Consider the following 21,101-nt stretch of genomic DNA (forward strand, 5'->3'; position numbering starts at 1 on the left):
ATGCACGGGCACGGGTATGCGAACGGACTGAAGACGTTCGGGTTGATGATCGGGCTTTCGGCGTTGATCGTGTTCGCCGGTGCGCTGTTCCGCAGCCCGACGATCCTGATCATCGCCGTCGTGCTCGCGGTCGGCATGAACGCGTATGCGTACTTCAACAGCGACAAGCTCGCGTTGAAGGCCATGCACGCGCAGCCGGTCAGCGAGCTGGAAGCGCCGGTGATCTACCGGATCGTGCGCGAACTGGCGACCACCGCGCGCCAGCCGATGCCGCGGCTCTACATCAGTCCGACCAACGCGCCCAATGCCTTCGCCACCGGTCGCAGTCCACGGCACGCCGCGGTCTGCTGTACCAGCGGCATCCTGCAGATCCTCGATGAGCGCGAGCTACGCGCGGTGCTCGGCCACGAGCTATCGCACGTCTACAACCGCGACATCCTGATCTCCTCGGTCGCCGGCGCGCTCGCCGCGGTCATCTCCGGCCTGGCCAACCTGGCCTTCTTCGCGTCCGCGTTCGGCGGCAACCGCAACGGCGAGGGCCCGAACATGCTCGGCGTGCTGCTCGTCTCGCTGCTCGGCCCGATCGCCGCGAGCCTGATCAAGCTGGCCGTCTCCCGCTCCCGTGAATTCCAGGCGGACCAGTCCGGCGCCGAACTCACCGGCGACCCGCTCGCCCTCGCCTCGGCCCTGCGCAAGCTGGAGCGCGGCGTGCAGGCCGCCCCCTTGCCGCCTGAGCCGCAATTGACCGCGCAGTCACACCTGATGATCGCCAACCCGTTTCGCGCCGGTGAGCGCGCCGCCCGCTGGTTCTCCACGCACCCGCCGATGGCCGAGCGCATCGCTCGCCTGGAGGAAATGGCCGGCGGCCCGAAAAACTACTGAGGGTTTTCGGCGGCGAGTTCTTCCTCGAACGCGCGGAAGGTGTCGACGAACATCTGCCGCTGTTGCGGCGTCAGCGGTTCGAGCACCCTGCGCCAGGCGCGGGCGCTGCCGCCGAGCCATTCGTTGATCGAATCCGTATGTGCCGCAGCGATTCCCACGATCGTGCGGCGACGGTCGCGGTCGTCGGCGGTGCGCTCGAGCAGTCCGTCGCGACTCAGTTCGCTCACCATCAAGCTGACCGTCGTCGGCGCGACTTCCAGCCGCGCGGCGAGGTCGTTCACCGTCTTCGAACCCTCGAAAACCAGGATCGCCAGCAGCGACAGGTGCCGGGGCGCGAGCGCGAACTCCCGGAGTGCGTCCGGGACCCGTAATCGCTTGGCGCGCCCGACAACCCGTGGCATGAGCAGCAGCAGCGTGCGGATCCCCGCGTCGACGCCGATCCCGCCCCGCTGCTCTTCGGTCGACATCGCCGGTACCCGCGAGCTCGCTATCGGTAGTTGACGAACTGCAGGGCGATGCCGAAATCCTCGCCCTTCAACAGCGAGATCACGGCCTGCAGATCGTCGCGCTTCTTGCTGCTCACCCGCAGTTCTTCACCCTGGATCTGCGCCTTGACACCCTTGGGGCCCTCGTCGCGGATCTTCTTGGTGATCTTCTTCGCGTGCTCGGTGTCGATGCCCTGCACCAGCGTTCCGGTGATCTTGTAGGTCTTGCCGGAGGCGACCGGCTCGCCGGCGTCGAACGCCTTGAGCGAGATGTCGCGGCGAATCAGCTTCTCCTTGAACACATCCAGCGCCGCCTTGACCCGCTCCTCGGCCTCGGCCGTCAGCACGATCTTGTCTTCGCCGGACCACTCGATGGCCGCGCCGGTGTTGCGGAAGTCGTAGCGGGTGGTCAGCTCCTTCTCCGCCTGATGCAGCGCGTTGTCGACCTCCTGACGTTCGACCTTGCTGACGACATCGAATGACGAATCGGCCACACTTCGCTCCTGTCCTGGCGGTCCAACTGCTCGCTCGACCGGTTGATCGGTCACCGTTAGTTGTACCCCGGAGCGCGACCGTAGTCCCGCCGCATGGCCGATGGCCAGCCGGTTTGCATTCAGGGTGCTGGTCCGTTGTATTCTGCTCTCCGCACTCAGTGCACGGCAGATTGCCCGAGCGGCCAATGGGAGCGGACTGTAAATCCGTCGGCGAAAGCCTACGTAGGTTCGAATCCTACATCTGCCACCCGAAGCCCCCGAGGATCGAACTTTCGATCTTCGGGGGTTTTTCGTTTGCGGCCCGCCGTCACCGGCGCTCACCCCGCTGGTGTCGGAAGGTCCCTTGAAAAATGCTTCTGACCACCCGGTTTGGAGCTCTGACCCTAGAGTGTGTAACCTCGTTCAAGACTTCGCCGCGCCGGGGTCGGGTGTTCGGAGCCTGGTGCGGAAGTAGTCATGCCCCCTTAGCTCAGTCGGCAGAGCGTTTCCATGGTAAGGAAAAGGTCAACGGTTCGATTCCGTTAGGGGGCTCGCCGGATTGCCGGTGGTGACCGACTCGGCATCGCATATAGTTCCCACTCTGGTGGGGCCGGGCGCGGCACTACAGCAATGCGACCCCGTGGCGGTGTAGCTCAGTCGGTAGAGCAAACGACTCATAATCGTTGTGTCGCCGGTTCAAGTCCGGCCATCGCTACCAAACCGATCAGACCAACTGGTTGACCCGAAAGAAGGAATATCGTGGCCGCGAAGTCCACCGATGTCCGGCCAAAGATCACCTTGGCCTGCGAGCAGTGCAAGCACCGCAACTACATCACCAAGAAGAACCGGCGCAACGACCCGGATCGGCTGGAACTCAAGAAGTTCTGCCCGAACTGCGGCACGCACCGGGGACATAAAGAATCCCGCTAGTCCGCCACGCGTGATGCTGCCGCGTGGATCGGCGTCGAGAACCTGATCGTTCTCGACAATCTCGGATCGTGACAGTGCGAGGGCCGGACGTTTGTCCGGCCCTGACGCATTTCATCGGTCGAGTGCGGTATGTGAGGGAGCGCAGCGAGCGAACCATAGGTACAGCCGCCCCAGCGGTTACGGCGAAGCCGAGCGTCAGCGAGGCGCAGCCGTAGACGCTCCGCGACTCCGGATATCGGGGTCAGATAGGTACAGTCCACCCGTGACAATCAACACCGGTACAGACGAAGCGGTTCAGGCGGTCGAGAACTTCGACCCCGCAGCACACGCGGCATCGATGGTTGGTCACCACTATCGCGTCGACGACTACTACGAGGTCGGCCGCGAGAAGGTGCGCGAATACGCGCGCGCTGTGCAGGACTACCACCCGGTGCACTGGGACGAGGACCTGGCGCAGGAGTACGGCTACGACGGCCTGCTCGCGCCGCTGACCTTCATCTCCCTGGTCGGCATTCTGGCCCAGCGCAAGCTCTTCGAGCAGATTGTCACCGGCTACGACCTGAGCCAGATCCTGCAGACCGATCAGATCCTGGAATTCCACCGGCCGATCAAGGTCGGCGACCAGCTGGTCTGCGACGTCTACCTGCACTCGTTCCGGCAGGCCTTCGGCGGCGACATCATCGTCACCAAGAACATCGTCACCGCGCAGAACGACGAGCTGGTGCTCACCACCTACACCACGCTGATCGGCCGCAGCGGCGGCGATATCGACCCGAACCTCAACGACGTGGTCCGCAACGTGCTGATGCACGGCATCGGCGAGGACGCGCCGGACCACCGCCCGCGCGCCAACGTCCCGGCCCCGGTGGTCGCCGCCAAGGTGCCCGAGGTCGCGCCGAGCAAGCGCGCCATCAACTTCGACGACATCGCGGCGGGCGACGAGCTGCCGAGTCGCATCGTCCGGCTGACCCGCGGCGACCTGGTGAACTACGCCGGTGTCTCCGGCGATGCCAACCCGATCCACTGGAGCGACGAGGTCGTCAAGCTGGTCGACCTGGAAGACGTGGTCGCGCACGGCATGCTCACCATGGGCCTCGGCGGCGGTTTCGTCACCTCCTGGGTCGGCGATCCCGGCGCGGTCAAGGAGTACAACGTCCGCTTCACCAGTCCTGTCTATGTGGGGACCGATGAGGCCGCCGAGATCGAATACACCGGTAAGGTGAAGTCCGTGGATCCGGAGACGCGGACCGCGGTCGTCGCCATCGTGGCGAAGTCGGCGGGGCGCAAGATCTTCGGGCGCGCGACGGCAACTGTCCAACTGGCCTGACCTGGTCGCTTGACCCTGATTGGCTAACGACGCGGGCGGTAACGTACACTCAGATTTCTGGGGTCACCAGCCGCTGCGCGCTGCTCTGTAGGGCTGGTTCCAAGCGAAACCGCAAGGATTCGCCGAGGGGCCGGCAACTGCCGGAGTGGCGCGCGTGTTGTGTGACACCAGAACTGAACAACTGAATACCGAACAGTGGTTGGACGGCCAACAGGGATCCAACCGAAGGGGCGTAGCTCAACTGGCAGAGCAGCGGTCTCCAAAACCGCAGGTTGCAGGTTCAAGTCCTGTCGCCCCTGCCTTCCGTAGCGACTGCTTGCAGGTCGCTCGAAAGAACCGGCATGCCAGCGACGAAAGGATCGACGTGAGCGAGCGGGAAGATCGCCTGGGCGCACATGCGACCGACGACGGCGATGACACCGCCGGGGTAGCTCGTCCGAGTGGCAAGCGTTCTGCTCGGCGGACTCGCAGCGCGTCGTCCGACACGGGTTCGATCGCCACTCTGGATCGACCTACGTTGCGCAAGGCAACCAAGACCGATCGGGCCGAACGCGGAACGCGTAATCCGTTCAAGCGTTTGATCAAGTTCCTGCGTGAAGTAGTCGCGGAACTGCGCAAGGTGATCTGGCCCAACCGGAAGCAGATGGTCACCTATACGAGCGTTGTTCTGGTGTTCGTGATTTTCATGGTCGCGTTCATCAGCGGGTTGGATATCGCGTTCATCAAGGGTGTCAACTGGCTGTTCGGCTAGTAGAACGCCGGCGCTTGCGACTGCTCGCAGGTCGCTCGAAAGGGTCAGCCGGCGGCCGATCCCCGGGGCGGACCGGGCGGACTAATTCCGCCTTGCGCCCGGCCCCGGCACGCAGAGGATGTACGTGACGACACAGGAAGCGAGTGCCCCAGTGAGCACCCCGGAGAACGACACAAACGAAGAGTTCCCGGTCGAGGACGCGGTGGTGGATCCCACGACCGAAGATGCCGCGACCGCCGAAGACTCCGAGGACGTGGACTCCGAGGATGCCGCTGCCGCCGAGGTCGCCGAGCCGGAGACCGAAGACGAGGCCGCCGCCGACGCCGCTCCGATCGACGAAGAGCCCGCCGACCCGGTCGCGGAGATGAAGTCCGCGCTGCGTCGTGCCCCCGGTGACTGGTACGTGATCCACTCCTACGCCGGTTACGAGAACAAGGTGAAGGCCAACCTCGAGACCCGCGTGCAGAACCTGGACCTGGAAGAGTACATCTTCCAGGTCGAGGTGCCGACCGAAGAGGTCACCGAGATCAAGAACGGCCAGCGCAAGAACGTCAACCGTAAGGTGCTGCCCGGCTACATCCTGGTCCGGATGGAACTCAACGACGAGTCGTGGGGCGCGGTGCGCAACACCCCCGGCGTCACCGGCTTCGTCGGCGCCACCTCGCGTCCGTCGCCGCTGTCCATCGACGACGTGGTGAAGTTCCTCGTCCCCGCCGCCCAGCAGAAGAAGGCGCCTGCCGCCGCCGGTGCTGCGGGCTCGGGTGAGTCTTCGTCCGAGTCGGTGTCGAAGCCGACCATCGAGGTCGACTTCGAGGTCGGCGAGTCGGTCACCGTGATGGACGGCCCCTTCGCGACGCTGCCCGCCAGCATCTCCGAGGTCAACGCCGAGCAGCAGAAGCTCAAGGTGCTCGTGTCGATCTTCGGCCGCGAGACCCCGGTGGAGCTCGGCTTCACCCAGGTCGCGAAGATCTAAGACGTTCCGTCCTCGACGGAATGAATCGGCCCGGACCACGGGTTGATTCGACAGGACTTGCAAAGAGCAAGGAAAACAGACACCTAGGAAAGAAAGATGCCCCCCAAGAAGAAGAAGCTCGCCGGGATCATCAAGCTTCAGATCCAGGCCGGCCAGGCGAACCCCGCCCCTCCGGTGGGTCCCGCGCTCGGTCAGCACGGCGTGAACATCATGGAGTTCTGCAAGGCGTACAACGCCGCGACCGAGTCGCAGCGTGGCAACGTCATCCCGGTCGAGATCTCGGTCTACGAAGACCGCTCGTTCGACTTCAAGCTGAAGACCCCGCCCGCCGCCCGGCTGCTGCTCAAGGCCGCCGGTGTGCAGAAGGGTTCGGCTGAGCCGCACAAGACCAAGGTCGCGAAGATCACCATGGACCAGGTCCGGGAGATCGCCAAGACCAAGGCCGAAGATCTGAACGCCAAGGACATCGACCAGGCTGCGAAGATCATCGCGGGTACCGCTCGCTCGATGGGTATCACCGTCGAAGGCTAGTCCGTAGCGATTGCTTGCAGGTCGCTCGAAACGACCAGCATCCGCTCACGGTGGGAGGGCCGGCCAGGCCCGATAACCACGGCTGAAACCAGAAACTAAGGACAGAGAATCATGGCAAAACGAAGCAAGGCGTATCTCGCCGCGGCCGAGAAGGTCGATCGCGACGCGCTGTACTCCCCGCTCGCCGCCGCGCGGCTGGCCAAGGAGACCGCGACCACCAAGACCGACGCGACCGTCGAGGTCGCCGTCCGTCTCGGCGTCGATCCCCGCAAGGCGGACCAGATGGTTCGCGGCACGGTCAACCTGCCGCACGGCACCGGTAAGACCGCCCGCGTCATCGTGTTCGCAGCCGGCGAGAAGGCCGCTGAGGCCGAGGCCGCCGGTGCGGACGCCGTCGGCGCCGAGGACCTGATCGAGCGGATCCAGGGCGGCTGGCTCGAATTCGACGCCGCGATCGCCACCCCGGACCAGATGGCCAAGGTCGGCCGGATCGCGCGTGTCCTCGGACCGCGTGGCCTGATGCCGAACCCGAAGACGGGCACGGTCACCAACGACGTGACCAAGGCCGTCAACGAGATCAAGGGCGGAAAGATCAACTTCCGCGTCGACAAGCAGGCCAACCTGCACTTCGTCATCGGCAAGGCCTCCTTCGCCGATGCCGCGCTGGTGGAGAACTACGGCGCCGCGCTGGAGGAGATCCTGCGTGTGAAGCCGTCGACCGCCAAGGGCCGCTACGTCAAGAAGGTGACGGTTTCGACGAACACCGGACCGGGCATCCCGGTGGACCCGAACCGCACCCGCAACCTCCTCGACGAGGATGCGTAGCGACTGCTTGCAGGTCGCTCGAAAGGACCAGCGTCTTAAGTAGCACCTAGCACGTCCGCAAGGGCGGGAACGCGAATCGCGTTCCCGCCCTTGCGCGTTCGCGGGATCGGACTAATTCTGGGTGCGGCGTCGTTGGCCCTGAGATGACGGTTGTCCTGCTGATCTCCGGGAGCACGCGCAGTGCTTCGACCAATTCCGCCGCCTTGCGCACGGTCCAGGCGCTCGCCGCCGACGGCATCGACGCGCGGTGGTTCGACGGACTCGCCGACCTGCCCGCCTTCAACCCGGACGACGACGGCACCGGACATCCGTCGGTTCTAGCACTGCGCGAACAGCTTTCGCGGGCCGAGGCGGTGCTGTTCTGCACCCCGGAGTACGCGGGCACGCTGCCGGGCAGCCTGAAGAACCTGCTGGACTGGACCGTCGGCAATGCCGACCTCTACGAGAAGCCGACCGCCTGGATCAATGTCGCCGCGCTCGGCCGCGGTGACGGCGCGGCCGCGACCTTGGCGCTCGTCCTCGGTTACGTGGGCGCCGACGTGGACCCCGACACCTGCGCCCGGCTGCCGGTCGGCCGGGACGACATCGGACCGGACGGCCTGGTCGCTACCGCCGAATTCCGTAGCGGCGCAATCGAAGCACTGAACAACCTGGTCGCCAGAGCCGTCTGAGCACGACACGGGCCGGGACCCGATCGGATCCCGGCCCGCCATCGGTTGCGGACGGTCAGCCGGCTGAATCCTCTTGGGGTTCCCCGGCTTTGCGCCAGCCGAGCAACACCGACTCACCCTCCGGCACACCCCATGGCAGGAACATCGCCACCACGATCGCGCACACCACCACCGCGGCCGCCGCGACCAGCGATGCGGTATGCGAGCCCTGCAGCGCGGCCGTTTTCATGGCGACGATGAGGTTTTCGCGCTGGCTCTCGAAGAATTGGGGAAGCGGGCGCTTGCGGATCTCCAGCACGCTGAGCGGACTGGACTTCACCAGCCCCTTCTCGTTGTCGTTCATCAAGCCGGCGGGCAGCGCGTCGATGCGCGGGGCGATCCTGGTCGTGTAGTACGAGGCCACGATCGAGCCGAGCACCGCGACGCCGAGGGTGCCGCCGATCTCGCGGGTGGTGTCGTTGACCGCCGACCCGGCGCCCGCCTCGTTGAGCGGCAGCGAGCCCATGATCGATTCGGTGGCCGGTCCCTGCACGATGCCGACGCCGAGCGCCATGAACACCATGGCGGGCAGCACGTCGGTGACGTACGGACTGTCCACCGTCACCTGGCCACCCAGGTACAGCCCGAGTCCGGTACTCAGCAGGCCGACCACAATGACCGGAGTCGGCCCGAATCGCTGCGCGAGCAGGGTGGCGATCGGTGCGCCGATCGCCACCGAGAACGCGAAAGGCAGTGAGGCGATACCGAATTCGAGCGGCGTGTATTCGCGCACGCCTTGGAAATACTGCGTGATGAGGAATAGAAATCCGAACATCGAGAAGTAGCAGATCGCAATCGACAAGGCGGGCATCGAGAATCGCCGATTGCGGAACAGTGTCATATCGAGAATCGGTGCGGCAGTGCGCAATTCCCAGACGACGAACGCGATAACCAGCGCGAGGCCGAGCCCGCCGGTGCCCAGGGTCGTCGAGGAGAGCCAGCCGAAGCGCGGCGCCTCGATGATGGACCAGACCACCAGCGTGATGCCCGCGATGGACAGCCCGATGCCGGGCAGATCGAGCTTGCCGACCTGCGAGGAGCGCGATTCGGGCACCCAGAGCAGGGTGGCGGCGAGCGCGACGAGCGCGAGCGGCACGTTGATCCAGAAGACCGAGTGCCAGGTGAAGTGTTCCAGCAGCCAGCCGCCGGAGATCGGGCCGATCGCGATGGCGAACCCGGCCATCGCGGTCCACGCCGCAATGGCAAGGGCCCGTTCGCGTTTGTCGTGGAAGATGTTGATGATCAGCGCGAGCGTCGCGGGGAAGACGGCCGCGGCGAAGACGCCCATCGCGGCGCGTGCGGCGATCACGCCACCCATCGAGCCGGACAGCGCGCCCGCGACCGACATGGCGCCGACGCCGACCAGGCCGACCATCATGACCCGGCGGCGGCCGAGGCGGTCGCCGAGATTGCCGAAGGCGAGCAACAGGCCCGCGAAGGTGAGGGTGTACGCGTCGACGACCCATTGCAGGCCGCTGACACCGGTGCGCAGCTGCACCCCGATCGAGGGCAGTGCCACGTTCACGATGGTGTTGTCCAGGACGACTAGCAGCTCGGCGAGGCAGATCACGGCCAAGGCGAGAAAGCGCTGGTTACGTCGTTCCAGCAGCACCGGTGGATCGACTATGGAGGTTGCCATAGTTCAGCAGTCAAACAGTAACTGTCACCGTTGGTAACACCTTCCAGCCGCGATCTCCACCACATCAATGGGGCGACTGTGATGAGTGACACATCGAAACGGGTGCCGAATGGTCCCAATTCGCCTGAGCTTCACCCCGTTTTGGCAGATGGGGGTGGGTCCAGGTACATTGGACATCAGTTATCGACCAGTTCGATTCCTAACCAATCCGTTCTACCGAAGACCGTTGGTCGTCGAGCCCGCATGGGTTCGGTCGAAGGTCCGGCGACATTGCCGGCGGCCCACGCAGGGAGAACCGAGGCCGTGAGTTATTTGTGCGCCCCGGAACGCCTTGCGTCCGGGGCGTTTGTTTTGTCGCCGTCCCCATGATCGGTAGTTCGCTTCATACCGACCATCAGAGAGGAGGCGAAGTATGGCAAAACCCGAGAAGGTTACCGCGGTCGAGGAGATCACCGAGCAGTTCAAGAGCTCGACTGCCACCGTTGTCACGGAATACCGTGGTCTGTCGGTCGGCAAGCTCACCGAACTGCGACGTGCGCTCGGCGCCGAGGCCACGTACTCCGTCGCCAAGAACACCCTGGTCAAGCGCGCTGCTGCCGAGGCGGGCGTGGAAGGCCTCGACGAGCTGTTCGTCGGACCGACCGCGATCACCTTCATCAGCGGCGAGCCTGTCACCGCGGCGAAGGCCCTCAAGGCCTTCGCGAAGGACAACAAGGCGCTCATCATCAAGGGCGGCTACATGGACGGCGCACCGCTGTCCGTGTCCGAGGTCGAGAAGATCGCCGACCTGGAGTCCCGCGAGGTCCTGCTGGCCAAGCTGGCCGGTGCGATGAAGGGCAACATGGCGAAGGCCGCCGGTCTGTTCAACGCTCCCGCGTCGCAGGTGGCTCGCCTTGCCGCCGCGCTCGTGGAGAAGAAGCAGGCCGAAGCCGGTGGCGAACCCGCCGCTGCCGCCGACGCTGAATAACCCCATGCGGGTGAATCGCGCGCGGCTCGCCCACATAGACAACAACTACCGAAAGGAACAACATCATGGCCAACGTTGACGAACTGCTGGAGACCTTCGGCAACATGACCCTGCTCGAGCTGTCGGACTTCGTCAAGAAGTTCGAAGAGAAGTTCGAGGTCACCGCTGCTGCTCCGGTCGCCGTCGCCGGTCCGGCCGGCCCGGGCGCCGTTGCGGACGCCGTCGAGGAGCAGGACGAGTTCGACGTCATCCTCGAGGGTGCGGGCGACAAGAAGATCCAGGTCATCAAGGTGGTCCGCGAGATCGTCTCCGGCCTGGGCCTGAAGGAAGCCAAGGACCTCGTCGAGGGCGCGCCGAAGGCCATCCTGGAGAAGGTTGCCAAGGATGCCGCCGAGGCCGCCAAGGCGAAGCTGGAAGACGCCGGCGCCAAGGTGTCGGTCAAGTAATTTCCGACCGAATCGCCGACGGGCGGTCCCCACTGTGGGGGCCGCCCGTTTGCTATTTGTGGCGACCTGCGCCAACAATCCGGAAATAGCAAATGAAACGGGGTTACTCTTCAGTCAGGTTGGGGTGTGCCCCGTCTCGCTCTTGGGATACAGTGGCCCGACCCACTGTGACGTGACACACCGCGAGACCGAGCACGCGGTTAGCTGGTGGGCAGCTCGCTGAGAAATTGTGGAGGTTGGCGTGGGCGTCGAGGTCAGAACCGAAGGCATTACCAAGTCCTTCGGATCCCAGCGAATTTGGCAGGATGTCTCCCTGACCTTGCCGACCGGCGAGGTCAGCGCATTGCTCGGCCCGTCGGGTACCGGCAAGTCAGTCTTTCTGAAGTCGCTGATCGGCCTGCTGCGCCCGGAGCGCGGCTCGATCTACATCGGCGACACCGATATCACCACCTGCTCCAACAAGGAGCTCTACGAGATCCGCAAGCTCTTCGGCGTGCTGTTCCAGGACGGCGCGCTGTTCGGCTCGATGAACCTCTTCGACAATGTCGCGTTCCCGCTTCGTGAGCACACGAAGAAGTCGGAATCCGACATTCGCAAGATCGTCATGGAGAAGCTGGAGCTGACCGGTCTGCTCGGGGCCGAAGGCAAGCTGCCCGGTGAGATCTCCGGCGGTATGCGCAAGCGGGCCGGGCTGGCCCGTGCCCTCGTGCTCGACCCGCAGATCATCCTCGTCGACGAGCCGGACTCCGGCCTCGACCCGGTGCGCACCGCCTACATCAGCCAGCTGCTGATCGACATCAACGCGCAGATCGACGCCACCATCCTGATCGTCACGCACAACATCAACCTGGCCCGCACCGTGCCGGACAACATCGGCATGATGTTCCGCCGCCAGCTGGTCATGTTCGGCCCGCGCGAGGTGCTGCTGACCTCCGACGAGCCGGTGGTCAAGCAGTTCCTCAACGGACGCATGCAGGGCCCGATCGGCATGTCCGAGGAGAAGGACGAGGCCCAGATGGCGCGCGAGCAGGCGATGTTCGACGGCGGTCATCACCACGGTGGCGCCGAAGAGATCGAGGGCATCATCCCGCAGATGCAGGCGACCCCCGGCATGCCGGTGCGCCAGGCCGTGCGCCGCCGCAAGGAACGCGTCCGCGAGATCATGCACACGCTGCCGCACGCGGCCCAGACCGCGATTCGTGAATCACTTGATCAGAACGATGAGACGCAGGTCCTCGCGTACAACAACAGCGACCAGGGTGGTTACCAGGGCGGCGCGTACGAGACCACTACTTCACACAACACAACTAACGGGTAACATCTGCGATCGTGAATTCCTCCCTGGCGCGATTGCGGACTCCACTGGAGTCGGGGTTTGGCCAGGCCGGCAACATCTTTGCGCTGTTCGTAGACGTGCTGCGCAAGACGTTTCGCCGGCCGTTCGAGTGGCGGGAGTTCATCGAGCAGTCGTGGTTCATCGCGAGTGTCTCGATCCTGCCCAGCGCACTGGTCGCCATCCCCTTCGGCGCGGTCGTCGCGCTGCAGACCGGCTCGTTGATCAAACAGCTCGGTGCCGAATCCTTCACCGGCGCAACAAGTGTGCTCGCCACCGTGCAGCAGGCGGCGCCGATCGTCACGGCGCTGATCATCGCGGGTGCGGCCGGTTCGGCGGTCGCCGCCGACCTCGGCTCGCGCACCATCCGTGAGGAGATCGACGCGCTGGAAGTGCTCGGCGTCGATCCGGTACACAAGCTGGTCGTGCCACGCGTGCTCGGCATGACGGTGGTCGCGCTGCTGCTCAACGGCCTGGTCTCGGTGGTCGGCATCGCGGGCGGTTATTTCTTCAACGTGCTGTTGCAGGGCGGTACGCCCGGCGCGTACCTCGCGTCGTTCTCCGCCCTGGCGCAGCTGCCGGACCTGTGGATCGGCGAGTTCAAGGCGCTGGTGTTCGGTCTGATAGCCGGTGTGATCGCCTCGTATAAGGGGTTGCACCCCAAAGGTGGCCCGAAGGGAGTTGGTGAAGCGGTGAACCAGTCCGTGGTGATCACGTTCTTGGTGCTGTTCTTCGTGAACCTCATCCTCACCCTGGTGTACCTGCAGGTCGTCCCGGCCAAGGGCGCCTGACCGGTGGCCACTCAGTACCGCAACCCCGCTCTCGCCAAATCGCTTCGCCGGGCGGGAAGTATCGTTCGCTCACCGCTGAAGGTGATCGATCGGGCCGGCGAGCAGATGTCGTTCTACACCCGCGCCATCGCCTGGATCCCGCGCACCGCAGTGCATTACCGCAAGGAGGTCATGCGGCTGCTCGCCGAGGTGACCTTCGGCAGCGGCGCGCTCGCGGTGATCGGCGGCACCATCGGCGTCATCGTGTTCATGTCCGGGTCGGTCGGCGTGGTCGTCGGCCTGCAGGGCTTCAAAGCGCTGGACGCGCTCGGCAGCTCCGTGCTCACCGGCTTCCTGACCGCCTACATCAATACCCGCGAAATCGCGCCGCTGGTGGCCGCTTTGGCGCTGTCGGCGACGGTGGGCTGTGGTTTCACCGCACAGCTCGGCGCCATGCGGATCTCCGAGGAGATCGACGCGCTCGAGGTGATGGCGGTGCCCGGCGTGCCGTTCCTGGTGACCACCCGGGTCATCGCCGGATTCCTCGCGGTGATTCCGCTGTACATCGTCGGCCTGCTCGGCACGTTCCTGGCGTCGCGGATGATCAGCATCTGGTTCAACGGGCAATCCAGTGGGTCCTACGACCACTACTTCAGCCTGTTCCTACCACCTGAAGACGTGCTCTATTCGTTCGTCAAGGTGCTGGTGTTCGCGTTCGTGATCATCATGGTGCACTGCTACTACGGCTTCCACGCCACCGGCGGACCGGCCGGTGTCGGCGTCGCCGTGGGCCGCGCGGTGCGTGCCGCGATCGTGCTGGTCAACGTGCTCGATTTCTTCCTCAGCCTTGCCATTTGGGGGACCACCACGACGGTGCGGGTGGCCGGATGAGCCGCGGGGTACAGGCCTGGCGGTCGACCGAGAAGCTGCGCATTCGGATCTTGGGCATCGCGTTCTTCGTGGTGGTCGCGCTGTTTCTCGCGACGACCATCGCGATCTACAACAAGCAGTTCGTGAAGACGGTCGATGTCGACCTGGTCACCGACAGCGTCGGCAACGCGCTCACCAAGAACGCGGACGTGAAGGTGCGTGGCATCACCGTCGGCGACGTGCGGTCGAGCAACTCCGAGAACGGCAAGGTGACACTGCATCTCGCCATCCATCCGGACCAGGCTGATCAGATCCCGTCCAACGCGACGGCTCGGCTGCTGCCGAAGACGCTGTTCGGCGAGCGGTACGTGGACCTGATGATCCCCGCGGACCGCAGCGCGACGCACCTGACCAACGGCGTGACGCTGCGGCAGGATCAGAGCGGCAACGCGATCGAGCTCAGCAAGCTGCTCGACGACCTGATGCCGTTGCTGCAGGCGATTCCGCCGCAGGATCTCGCGTCCACCCTCGGCGCGCTGTCCCAGGCGCTGTCCGGTCAGGGTCTGGCGCTCGGCGAGAGCGTGGACAAGCTGGACAACATCTTCCGTCAGGTCAACGGCGTCATGCCGGACCTGCAGCAGGACCTGCGCAGCTTCGCCCAGGTGGCCGCCACCTACGCCGACGCCGCGCCGCAGTTGGTGAGCGCGCTGGACAACCTGCGAACCACCAACGCGACCATCGTGCAACGGCGGTTCGACATCGATTCGCTGTACGCCGTGCTGACGCCTGCCTCGTCGAACACCGCAGATTTCCTGGTTGCCAACCGGGACAACATCATCGACCTGTCCGCCGATTCGCGCCCGCTGCTCGAGCAGCTGGCCACCTACTCGCCGACCTTCCCGTGTGTGATGGCGAACTTCGCCCAGCTCAAGCCGCGCATCGATGAGATCCTCGGCAAGGGCACCAAGAATCCCGGCACCCGGGTGACCATCGAGTTGACCAACCCGCGCGGCAAGTACCTGCCGAACCAGGACGAGCCGCGGTGGCTGGATGACCGTGGCCCGTGGTGCATTCCGGAGAAGCCGCTCGGTGTCGACCCCGGTCAGTACACCGGCGGCGCGAACAACGACGGCTCCTACGCGGTGCCGAGCCGCAACCCCGGCGATCTGGAGACCGGCAAGATGTCGCCGCCGCAGTTCGGCGTCTACCCGGCGAGCAACGTCGCGACGATCGCGGGCTCGCCGATGGAGCAGCAGTCGCTCGGCGCGATCTACGGTGCCGCTCAGGGTGTTTCGCCCGATCAGGTGCCGGGCTGGGTGACCAGGGCCGGTGCGCCCGCGTTCCGTGGTAGCGAGGTGAGCGTGCGATGAAGCAGAAATTACGCGGCCTCGGCGGCCCGCTCACCAAGTTGATCATCTTTGTCGTGGTGACGATTTTCGCGACCACGGTGCTCGGCCTGTCCATCGCCAACTACAGCGGCAGCGGCACCAAGTTCAAGGCCCGCTTCACCGACGTCACCTCGTTGAATTCGGGGGACGAGGTGCGGGTCGCCGGTGTCCGGATCGGCAAGGTCACCAATATCGCGATCGTCGACAAGCGCCTCGCCGAGGTGAGTTTCGAACTCACCGACCGGAATTGGCTGCCCGCCTCGACCACCGCGAGCATCCGCTACCGCAACCTGGTCGGCCAGCGCTACATCGCGCTCGAGCAGGGCACCGGCGAGCAGGGCCGGAAGCTCAACGAGGGCGGCACCATCCCGCTGGAGCGCACCAATCCCGCGCTCAACCTGACCACCCTGTTCAACGGCTTCCGTCCGCTGTTCCGCACGCTGACCGCCGACGACGTGAACAAGCTCTCCTTCGAGATCATCCAGGTGTTCCAGGGTGAGCAGGGCACCATCCACGACCTGGTGGCCACCACCGCGAGCCTGACCAACAAGATCGCGGACAAGGATGCGGTGATCGGTGAGCTGGTCCGCAACCTGACCGCGGTGCTCGACACGGTCAACCAGCGCGACGACCAGTTCGATCAGCTCATCGTCAATACCGAGGCGCTGGTCAGCGGGCTGTCCGCGGAGCGAGACACCATCGGCCGCTCGGTGACCTCGCTCGGCAACCTGGCCTCGGCCACCGCCGACCTGCTGGTCCCGGTGCGTCCGACGCTGCAGGGTTCGATCGCCGGGCTGAGTCAGCTGGCGGGCACCATCAACGACCGGCACGACGACGTGAACGACGTGCTGCGCAACCTGCCGATCAAGATGGAAAAGCTCGGCCGGGTAGGCAGTTACGGCTCGTGGTTCCAGTTCTATCTGTGCGGTATCGACATCGTGGTCGGGCCTGGCACGGCGGACGCACCGAACCTGAACTTGCCCGCCGGGCTGCCGACGATCAATCAGCCGCTGTATACCAATGCCGCGCCGCGCTGCTCCGGGAAGGCCCGCTGATGGACGACCGGATTCTGCTCGGGCGCCGCAGCCCCGCCTTCATGGGCGTGCTCGGCCTGGTCATGGTGCTGCTGGTGACGGTGTCGGCGTTCTTCCTGGACCGGCTGCCGATCATCGGGGCGGGCACCAAGTACACCGCCGAATTCTCCGAGGCCGCGGGCCTGAAGAAGGGCAACGAGGTCCGCATCGCGGGCGTGAAGGTCGGTTCGGTCTCCGACGTGCGCCTCGACGGCCCCAAGGTGCTCGTCGACTTCCGCACCCAGGACGCCTGGGTCGGCAGCGAGACCACCGCCTCGATCCAGATCAAGACCGTGCTCGGCCAGAAGTACCTGGCGCTGGACCCGAAGGGCTCCCGCGCGGCCGACCCGTCGACCCGGATCCCGTTGTCGCGCACCGTCGCTCCGTACGACGTGGTGGACGCCTTCACCGACGCGGCCAAGAACATCGACCAGATCGACACCGCGCAGCTGGCCACCAGCATGCGGGTGCTCTCCGACGCGTTCGCGACCACGCCGCCGGAGCTGCGCGGCTCCATCGACGGCGTCGCCCGCCTGTCGGAGACGCTGGCCAAGCGCGACGAGGAGCTGAAGAAGCTGTTCGCCGCGACCAGGCAGACCACCCAGGTGCTCGCCGACCGCAACGCGGAGTTCGAGCGGTTGCTCGCCAACGGCGGACAGCTGCTCGCCGAGCTCAACATCCGTCAGCAGTCGATCGCGCAGCTGCTGTCCGGCGCCAAGACGGTGTCCGCGGAGCTCACCGCGCTGGTGCACGACAACGAGGCGCAGATCGGCCCCGCGTTGAAGAATCTGCGCGGCTCGATCGATCTGCTGAATGCCAACCAGCAGAACATCTCCAAGACCTTGGAGCTGGCGGCGCCGTTCTACGGGATCTACGCCAGCGTGCTCGGCACCGGTCGCTGGTTCGATGCGGTGATCGTCAACCTGATCCCGCCCGCGCTGCCGGATATCCCCGGTGCTCGTCCGCCGATCCGCAACATGGGAGGTAACTGACATGGCGGGCCGGCTGCAGGGGCTACGGAATTCCGGGCGCGGCACCAAGATCACCATCGCGCTCGTCGCGGTGGTGGCGCTGGTCGCCGCCGGGGTGCTGTGGTGGACCTTCGATCGACTGACCACCACCAAGATCACCGCCTACTTCGATCGTTCGGTCGGCATCTACGAGGGCTCGGACGTGCGGGTGCTCGGGGTTCCGGTCGGCAGGGTGGATTCGGTGGAGCCGCAGGGCGATCAGGTCAAGATCGTGATGAGCGTCGATCGCTCCTTCGACGTGCCCGCGGACGCCCGCGCCGCTCAGATCACGCCCTCGATCGTGTCCGACCGCTACATCCAGCTGACCCCGGTCTACACCGGCGGCCCGAAAATGCCGCGCACCGCGACCATTCCGCGGGACCGCACGGTGACCCCGGTCGAGGTGGACCAGCTGTACAAGAGCATCACCGAGCTCTCGGATGCGTTGGGCCCCAACGGCGCCAACAAAGACGGCGCGGTCAACGACCTGGTGCGCACCGGTGCCGCGAACCTGGACGGCAACGGCGAGGCGCTGGCCAACAGCCTCACCCAGCTGTCCAAGGCCGCCAAGTACCTGTCCGACGCGCGTGGCGACATCTTCGACACCGTGAAGAACCTGCAGAGCTTCGTCGCCATGCTGGCCAAGAACGACGCGCAGGTGCGCCAGTTCAATACCCAGCTCGCCGACCTGTCCAGCTTCCTGGCCAGCGAGCGCAGCGACCTCGGCGACGCGCTGAACCTGCTGTCGGTCGCGCTCGGCGACGTCGCCCGGTTCATCGACAACAACCGCGACCTGATCGCGAGCAATGCCGAGGGCCTGGTCACGCTCACCAAGACGCTGTCCGATCAGCGCGACGACCTGGCCGCGGCGCTGCCCGTGCTGCCGTTGGCGCTCAGCAACCTGATCAACATTCACAACGCCGAATCCGGCACCCTCGACATGCGCGCCAACTTCACCGACCTGCAGGATCCGCTCGGTGTCATGTGCAAGCTGATCGACGTGTCCAAGCTGCGTCCGGGTGATCCGCAGTTCGAGGCGCTCGGCAGGCAGATGCGCCCGATCCTGGACCACTGCAAGGAGATCTCCGACCAGATCACCGCCGGGGTGAAGACGCCGACGCTGATCCTGCCGTTCGGCATCCTCAGCGGGGAGAACGAGCAGCGGGCTCCGGTGCCCGGCACCGTGCCGGGCATTCCGTCGGACCGGATTCCGCCGTCGCAGGGAGGTGCGCGGTGAGTAGCCGAATCCGTTCCGTCACAAGGGGTCTCGGCGTCGCCGTGGCCGTCGGGCTGGCCGCGGCCCTGGTCACCTCGTGCGCGTCCGACGGCATCTACAGCGTCCCGCTGCCCGGTGGCGCCGATGTCGGCGACCACCCGATGCGCATCGATATCCAGTTCGACGACGTGCTCGACCTGGTGCCGCAGTCCGCGGTGAAGGTCGAGGGCCTGCCGGTGGGCCGGGTCGAGGAGATCAAGATCGGCAAGGACCAGTGGACCGCGACCGTGCGGGCCGTGGTGAACTCCTCGGTCGACCTGCCGGCGAACGCGCGCGCCGAGGTGCGCCAGTCGAATCTGCTGGGCGAGAAGTTCATCGAGCTGTCCAAGCCCGCCACCGATCCGGACCCGAAGAAGCTGGCCGACGGTTCGACGATCCCGGTCGACCACACCAGGCACGCCACCGAGATCGAGCAGGTGCTCGGCGCAATGTCGTTGCTGCTCAACGGAGGTGGCGTCGCACAGCTGCAACCGATCGTCACCGAGCTCAACAAGACCATCGGTGGCCGCGAGGATCGGGTGCGTTCGCTGCTCGATCAGGCCAACGTCCTGATCAAGGGACTCGATGATCAGGTCGACGACATCACCAGGGCCCTGGACGGTCTCGACCTGCTGAGCAGCCGGGTGAGCAGGCAGACCGACCAGATCGGCAAGATCCTCGACGAGCTGCCGCAGGGCGTGAAGATCCTGGAGCAGCAGCGCCCGCAGCTGGTCGGGCTGCTCAGCCAGCTGGATCGGGTCGGGCAGGCCGGTTTCGACGTGCTCGATCACTCGAAAGACGACCTCATCCGCGATCTGACCTCGCTGCGCCCCACACTGCAGGAACTCGGCAAGTCGGCACCGGATCTGATCACCTCGTTGCCGTTGATCCCGACCTATCCGTTCCCCGACTCCACGCTGGAGTCCACCTTCGGCGGCTCGGTGAACACCTGGCTGTCGGTGGATCAGCAGATCGGTGTCACGCTGAGCAATCTCGGTGTCGGCAAACCTGATCCGGTGTACGTTCCGCCGCTCGGCCCCGGCGTGCCGGTGAATCCGACCAACCCGTACTACAACGGCAACGGTCCGCGACCGGGTTGGCCGACGGTGTCGATCCTGCCGTTGCCGCCGAACATGGCGCAGCCGCCCGCGCCGGGCGTGCCGCCGAATCCGGTGGGCGCGATTCTGGAGCAACTCGGAGTGGGTGGTACCCGATGAGTAAGTTGGTCCGCTGGCAGCTGATCGCGTTCGTGGTCATCGCGGTCGTCGGCGTTGTCTTCGTCGGTGCCAAGTACATTCGGCTCGATCACATGGTCGGCCTCGGTCAATACGACGTGAAGGTGCAGGCGGCGCAGACCGGCGGCATCTACAAGGGCGCCGAGGTGACCTACCGTGGCGTGCCGGTCGGCCGGGTCGGCGAGCTGGAACTCACCGGCGACGGCGTACTGCTGCACCTGGTCGTCGATTCGAGCTCGCCGAAGATCCCCGCGACCGCGAAAGCGGTGGTGGCCAACCGTTCCGCGATCGGCGAGCAATTCGTCGACCTGCAGCCGACCACCGATACCGGCCCCTATCTGCACGACGGTTCGCTGATCACCTCGGCGACCACGCCGGTGCCGGTGGAGCAGCTGGTCGCCAGCGTCGACACCTTCACCCGCTCGGTCGACCTGGCCGCGTTGAACACCACCGTGCGCGAGCTCGGCAAGGCGTTCGACGGCAAGGGCGACGACCTGCAGGTCTTCGTCGATTCGCTGAACAAGTTCACCACCACGTTCAACGAGACGCTGCCGCAGACCATTCAGCTGATCCGGGACAGCAAGGTCGTGCTCGGCACCCAGGCCGAGCAGTCCGGCGCCATCCGCGAGTTCAGCGACGGCCTGGACAAGCTCACCGCTCAGCTGCGCTCCAGCGACCCGGACATCCGCAGGCTGATCGGCACCGGCAACGACGCGGGCCAGCAGATCGACGCGCTGCTGCACGAGAGCGGCGGTGCGCTCACCCAGGATCTCGGCAACCTGCGCCAGCTGCTGCTGGCCATCTCGCCCAAGTTCTACGCGATCCGTCCGCTGCTGCAGTTCCTGCCGCAGCTGTCGATCGGTGGCTCGTCCACCGCCCCCGGTGACGGCACCACGCACTTCGGTCTCGTGCTGGAGGCCAACAACCCGCCCGCCTGTACCGTCGGCTACGAGGGCACGCAGCGGATCCTCGAGCAGATGAAGGCGCAGAACCCGGACTTCGACGACAACCGGGACGAGTTCCCGTTCAACAAGGACGCGAAGTGCCGTGTGCCGCAAGGTAATCCGTCCGCGGTGCGCGGCGGTGAACGGGCCGGCCTCGCCGATCCGAATGTCGTGCAGCCTTGGGATTCGACCCCCAAGACCGACCCGGAGCGGCTGAACCTGAATCCGATCGCCGTGCAGATGGCAACCCTGATGGGAGTTACGCCGAAGCGGTGACCAGGAAT

The 21,101-nt window shown here is 65.6% G+C and carries 22 protein-coding genes and 4 tRNA genes; 23 read left to right on the forward strand and 3 right to left on the reverse strand.

The features are described 5' to 3' along the window. On the forward strand, window positions 1-882 hold the full coding sequence (gene htpX, locus ACFWF1_RS18690; RefSeq protein ID WP_379291076.1) for a zinc metalloprotease HtpX: 882 nt from the start codon (window positions 1-3) through the stop codon (window positions 880-882). On the opposite strand, the gene ACFWF1_RS18695 is transcribed toward htpX, so the two are convergent. Beyond that, entirely contained in the window at window positions 876-1,349 is a 474-nt protein-coding gene (locus ACFWF1_RS18695) for a MarR family winged helix-turn-helix transcriptional regulator (protein WP_379291075.1), read from the reverse strand. The genes htpX and ACFWF1_RS18695 overlap by 7 nt on opposite strands. Before the next feature lie 20 nt (window positions 1,350-1,369). Beyond that, entirely contained in the window at window positions 1,370-1,861 is a 492-nt protein-coding gene (locus tag ACFWF1_RS18700; RefSeq protein WP_357385561.1) for a YajQ family cyclic di-GMP-binding protein, read from the reverse strand. 164 nt (window positions 1,862-2,025) lie between these two features. Here ACFWF1_RS18700 and ACFWF1_RS18705 point away from each other — a divergent pair. The 11 genes from ACFWF1_RS18705 (at window position 2,026) to ACFWF1_RS18755 (ending at window position 7,848) form a co-directional block, all read left to right on the forward strand. Further along, a tRNA-Tyr gene (locus ACFWF1_RS18705) sits at window positions 2,026-2,108 on the forward strand. A 211-nt stretch (window positions 2,109-2,319) separates the two neighbouring features. Next, window positions 2,320-2,392: transfer RNA gene (locus ACFWF1_RS18710), tRNA-Thr, on the forward strand. 90 nt (window positions 2,393-2,482) lie between these two features. Then, window positions 2,483-2,558, forward strand: a tRNA-Met gene (locus ACFWF1_RS18715). Window positions 2,559-2,599: 41 nt separating this feature from the next. Next, window positions 2,600-2,770, forward strand: a complete 171-nt coding sequence (rpmG, locus tag ACFWF1_RS18720) for a 50S ribosomal protein L33 (RefSeq protein WP_014988500.1) — start codon at window positions 2,600-2,602, stop codon at window positions 2,768-2,770. A 268-nt stretch (window positions 2,771-3,038) separates the two neighbouring features. Beyond that, window positions 3,039-4,097: a fused (3R)-hydroxyacyl-ACP dehydratase subunits HadA/HadB gene (locus tag ACFWF1_RS18725; protein ID WP_379322198.1), complete on the forward strand. Its 1,059-nt coding sequence runs from the start codon at window positions 3,039-3,041 to the stop codon at window positions 4,095-4,097. A 226-nt stretch (window positions 4,098-4,323) separates the two neighbouring features. Next, window positions 4,324-4,396 (forward strand) — tRNA-Trp (locus ACFWF1_RS18730). Window positions 4,397-4,461: 65 nt separating this feature from the next. Beyond that, window positions 4,462-4,848, forward strand: a complete 387-nt coding sequence (secE, locus tag ACFWF1_RS18735) for a preprotein translocase subunit SecE (protein ID WP_379291759.1) — start codon at window positions 4,462-4,464, stop codon at window positions 4,846-4,848. Between the two features lie 151 nt (window positions 4,849-4,999). Further along, the gene (nusG, locus tag ACFWF1_RS18740) at window positions 5,000-5,821 is read left to right on the forward strand and encodes a transcription termination/antitermination protein NusG (RefSeq protein ID WP_379291860.1); all 822 of its coding nucleotides are present in this window, start codon (window positions 5,000-5,002) and stop codon (window positions 5,819-5,821) included. A gap of 96 nt (window positions 5,822-5,917) precedes the next feature. Next, window positions 5,918-6,352 carry a 50S ribosomal protein L11 gene (rplK, locus tag ACFWF1_RS18745; protein ID WP_150399757.1) on the forward strand — a complete coding sequence of 145 codons (435 nt, stop codon included), beginning with the start codon at window positions 5,918-5,920 and terminating at the stop codon, window positions 6,350-6,352. 111 nt (window positions 6,353-6,463) lie between these two features. Beyond that, window positions 6,464-7,177, forward strand: coding sequence for a 50S ribosomal protein L1 (gene rplA / locus ACFWF1_RS18750; RefSeq protein WP_357385565.1), 714 nt, complete (start codon window positions 6,464-6,466; stop codon window positions 7,175-7,177). Between the two features lie 143 nt (window positions 7,178-7,320). Then, complete coding sequence (locus ACFWF1_RS18755) at window positions 7,321-7,848, forward strand: NADPH-dependent FMN reductase (protein WP_379291761.1); 528 nt, start codon at window positions 7,321-7,323, stop codon at window positions 7,846-7,848. A gap of 55 nt (window positions 7,849-7,903) precedes the next feature. Here ACFWF1_RS18755 and ACFWF1_RS18760 read toward each other — a convergent pair whose 3' ends face one another. After that, window positions 7,904-9,526 carry an MFS transporter gene (locus tag ACFWF1_RS18760; protein WP_379291762.1) on the reverse strand — a complete coding sequence of 541 codons (1,623 nt, stop codon included), beginning with the start codon at window positions 9,524-9,526 and terminating at the stop codon, window positions 7,904-7,906. Window positions 9,527-9,938: 412 nt separating this feature from the next. Here ACFWF1_RS18760 and rplJ point away from each other — a divergent pair, with 412 nt between their 5' ends. From rplJ to ACFWF1_RS18815, 11 genes are all read left to right on the forward strand, one after another. Further along, window positions 9,939-10,493, forward strand: a complete 555-nt coding sequence (gene rplJ, locus ACFWF1_RS18765) for a 50S ribosomal protein L10 (RefSeq protein WP_379291764.1) — start codon at window positions 9,939-9,941, stop codon at window positions 10,491-10,493. Window positions 10,494-10,558: 65 nt separating this feature from the next. Further along, window positions 10,559-10,939: a 50S ribosomal protein L7/L12 gene (rplL, locus tag ACFWF1_RS18770; RefSeq protein WP_364723436.1), complete on the forward strand. Its 381-nt coding sequence runs from the start codon at window positions 10,559-10,561 to the stop codon at window positions 10,937-10,939. Between the two features lie 241 nt (window positions 10,940-11,180). Continuing rightward, a complete protein-coding gene (locus ACFWF1_RS18775; protein WP_379291766.1) occupies window positions 11,181-12,257 on the forward strand; it encodes an ABC transporter ATP-binding protein in 1,077 nt (358 codons plus the stop codon). Between the two features lie 11 nt (window positions 12,258-12,268). Then, on the forward strand, window positions 12,269-13,063 hold the full coding sequence (locus tag ACFWF1_RS18780; RefSeq protein ID WP_379291768.1) for an MlaE family ABC transporter permease: 795 nt from the start codon (window positions 12,269-12,271) through the stop codon (window positions 13,061-13,063). A 105-nt stretch (window positions 13,064-13,168) separates the two neighbouring features. Beyond that, window positions 13,169-13,933: an ABC transporter permease gene (locus ACFWF1_RS18785; protein ID WP_223884852.1), complete on the forward strand. Its 765-nt coding sequence runs from the start codon at window positions 13,169-13,171 to the stop codon at window positions 13,931-13,933. After that, complete coding sequence (locus tag ACFWF1_RS18790) at window positions 13,930-15,282, forward strand: MCE family protein (protein ID WP_379291769.1); 1,353 nt, start codon at window positions 13,930-13,932, stop codon at window positions 15,280-15,282. Before ACFWF1_RS18785 ends, ACFWF1_RS18790 begins: the two co-directional genes overlap by 4 nt. Next, window positions 15,279-16,355, forward strand: a complete 1,077-nt coding sequence (locus ACFWF1_RS18795) for an MCE family protein (protein WP_379291771.1) — start codon at window positions 15,279-15,281, stop codon at window positions 16,353-16,355. Before ACFWF1_RS18790 ends, ACFWF1_RS18795 begins: the two co-directional genes overlap by 4 nt. After that, window positions 16,355-17,365: an MCE family protein gene (locus ACFWF1_RS18800; RefSeq protein ID WP_379291772.1), complete on the forward strand. Its 1,011-nt coding sequence runs from the start codon at window positions 16,355-16,357 to the stop codon at window positions 17,363-17,365. The genes ACFWF1_RS18795 and ACFWF1_RS18800 overlap by 1 nt, the downstream gene beginning before the upstream one ends. 1 nt (window position 17,366) lies before the next feature. Further along, window positions 17,367-18,620, forward strand: coding sequence for an MCE family protein (locus ACFWF1_RS18805; RefSeq protein WP_379291774.1), 1,254 nt, complete (start codon window positions 17,367-17,369; stop codon window positions 18,618-18,620). Next, on the forward strand, window positions 18,617-19,855 hold the full coding sequence (locus tag ACFWF1_RS18810; protein WP_379291776.1) for an MCE family protein: 1,239 nt from the start codon (window positions 18,617-18,619) through the stop codon (window positions 19,853-19,855). Before ACFWF1_RS18805 ends, ACFWF1_RS18810 begins: the two co-directional genes overlap by 4 nt. Continuing rightward, on the forward strand, window positions 19,852-21,093 hold the full coding sequence (locus ACFWF1_RS18815) for an MCE family protein (protein WP_379291778.1): 1,242 nt from the start codon (window positions 19,852-19,854) through the stop codon (window positions 21,091-21,093). The genes ACFWF1_RS18810 and ACFWF1_RS18815 overlap by 4 nt, the downstream gene beginning before the upstream one ends. The last annotated feature ends 8 nt before the right edge of the window (window positions 21,094-21,101 follow it).

This window comes from Nocardia sp. NPDC060255 (assembly GCF_042727395.1).
Taxonomy (GTDB): domain Bacteria; phylum Actinomycetota; class Actinomycetes; order Mycobacteriales; family Mycobacteriaceae; genus Nocardia.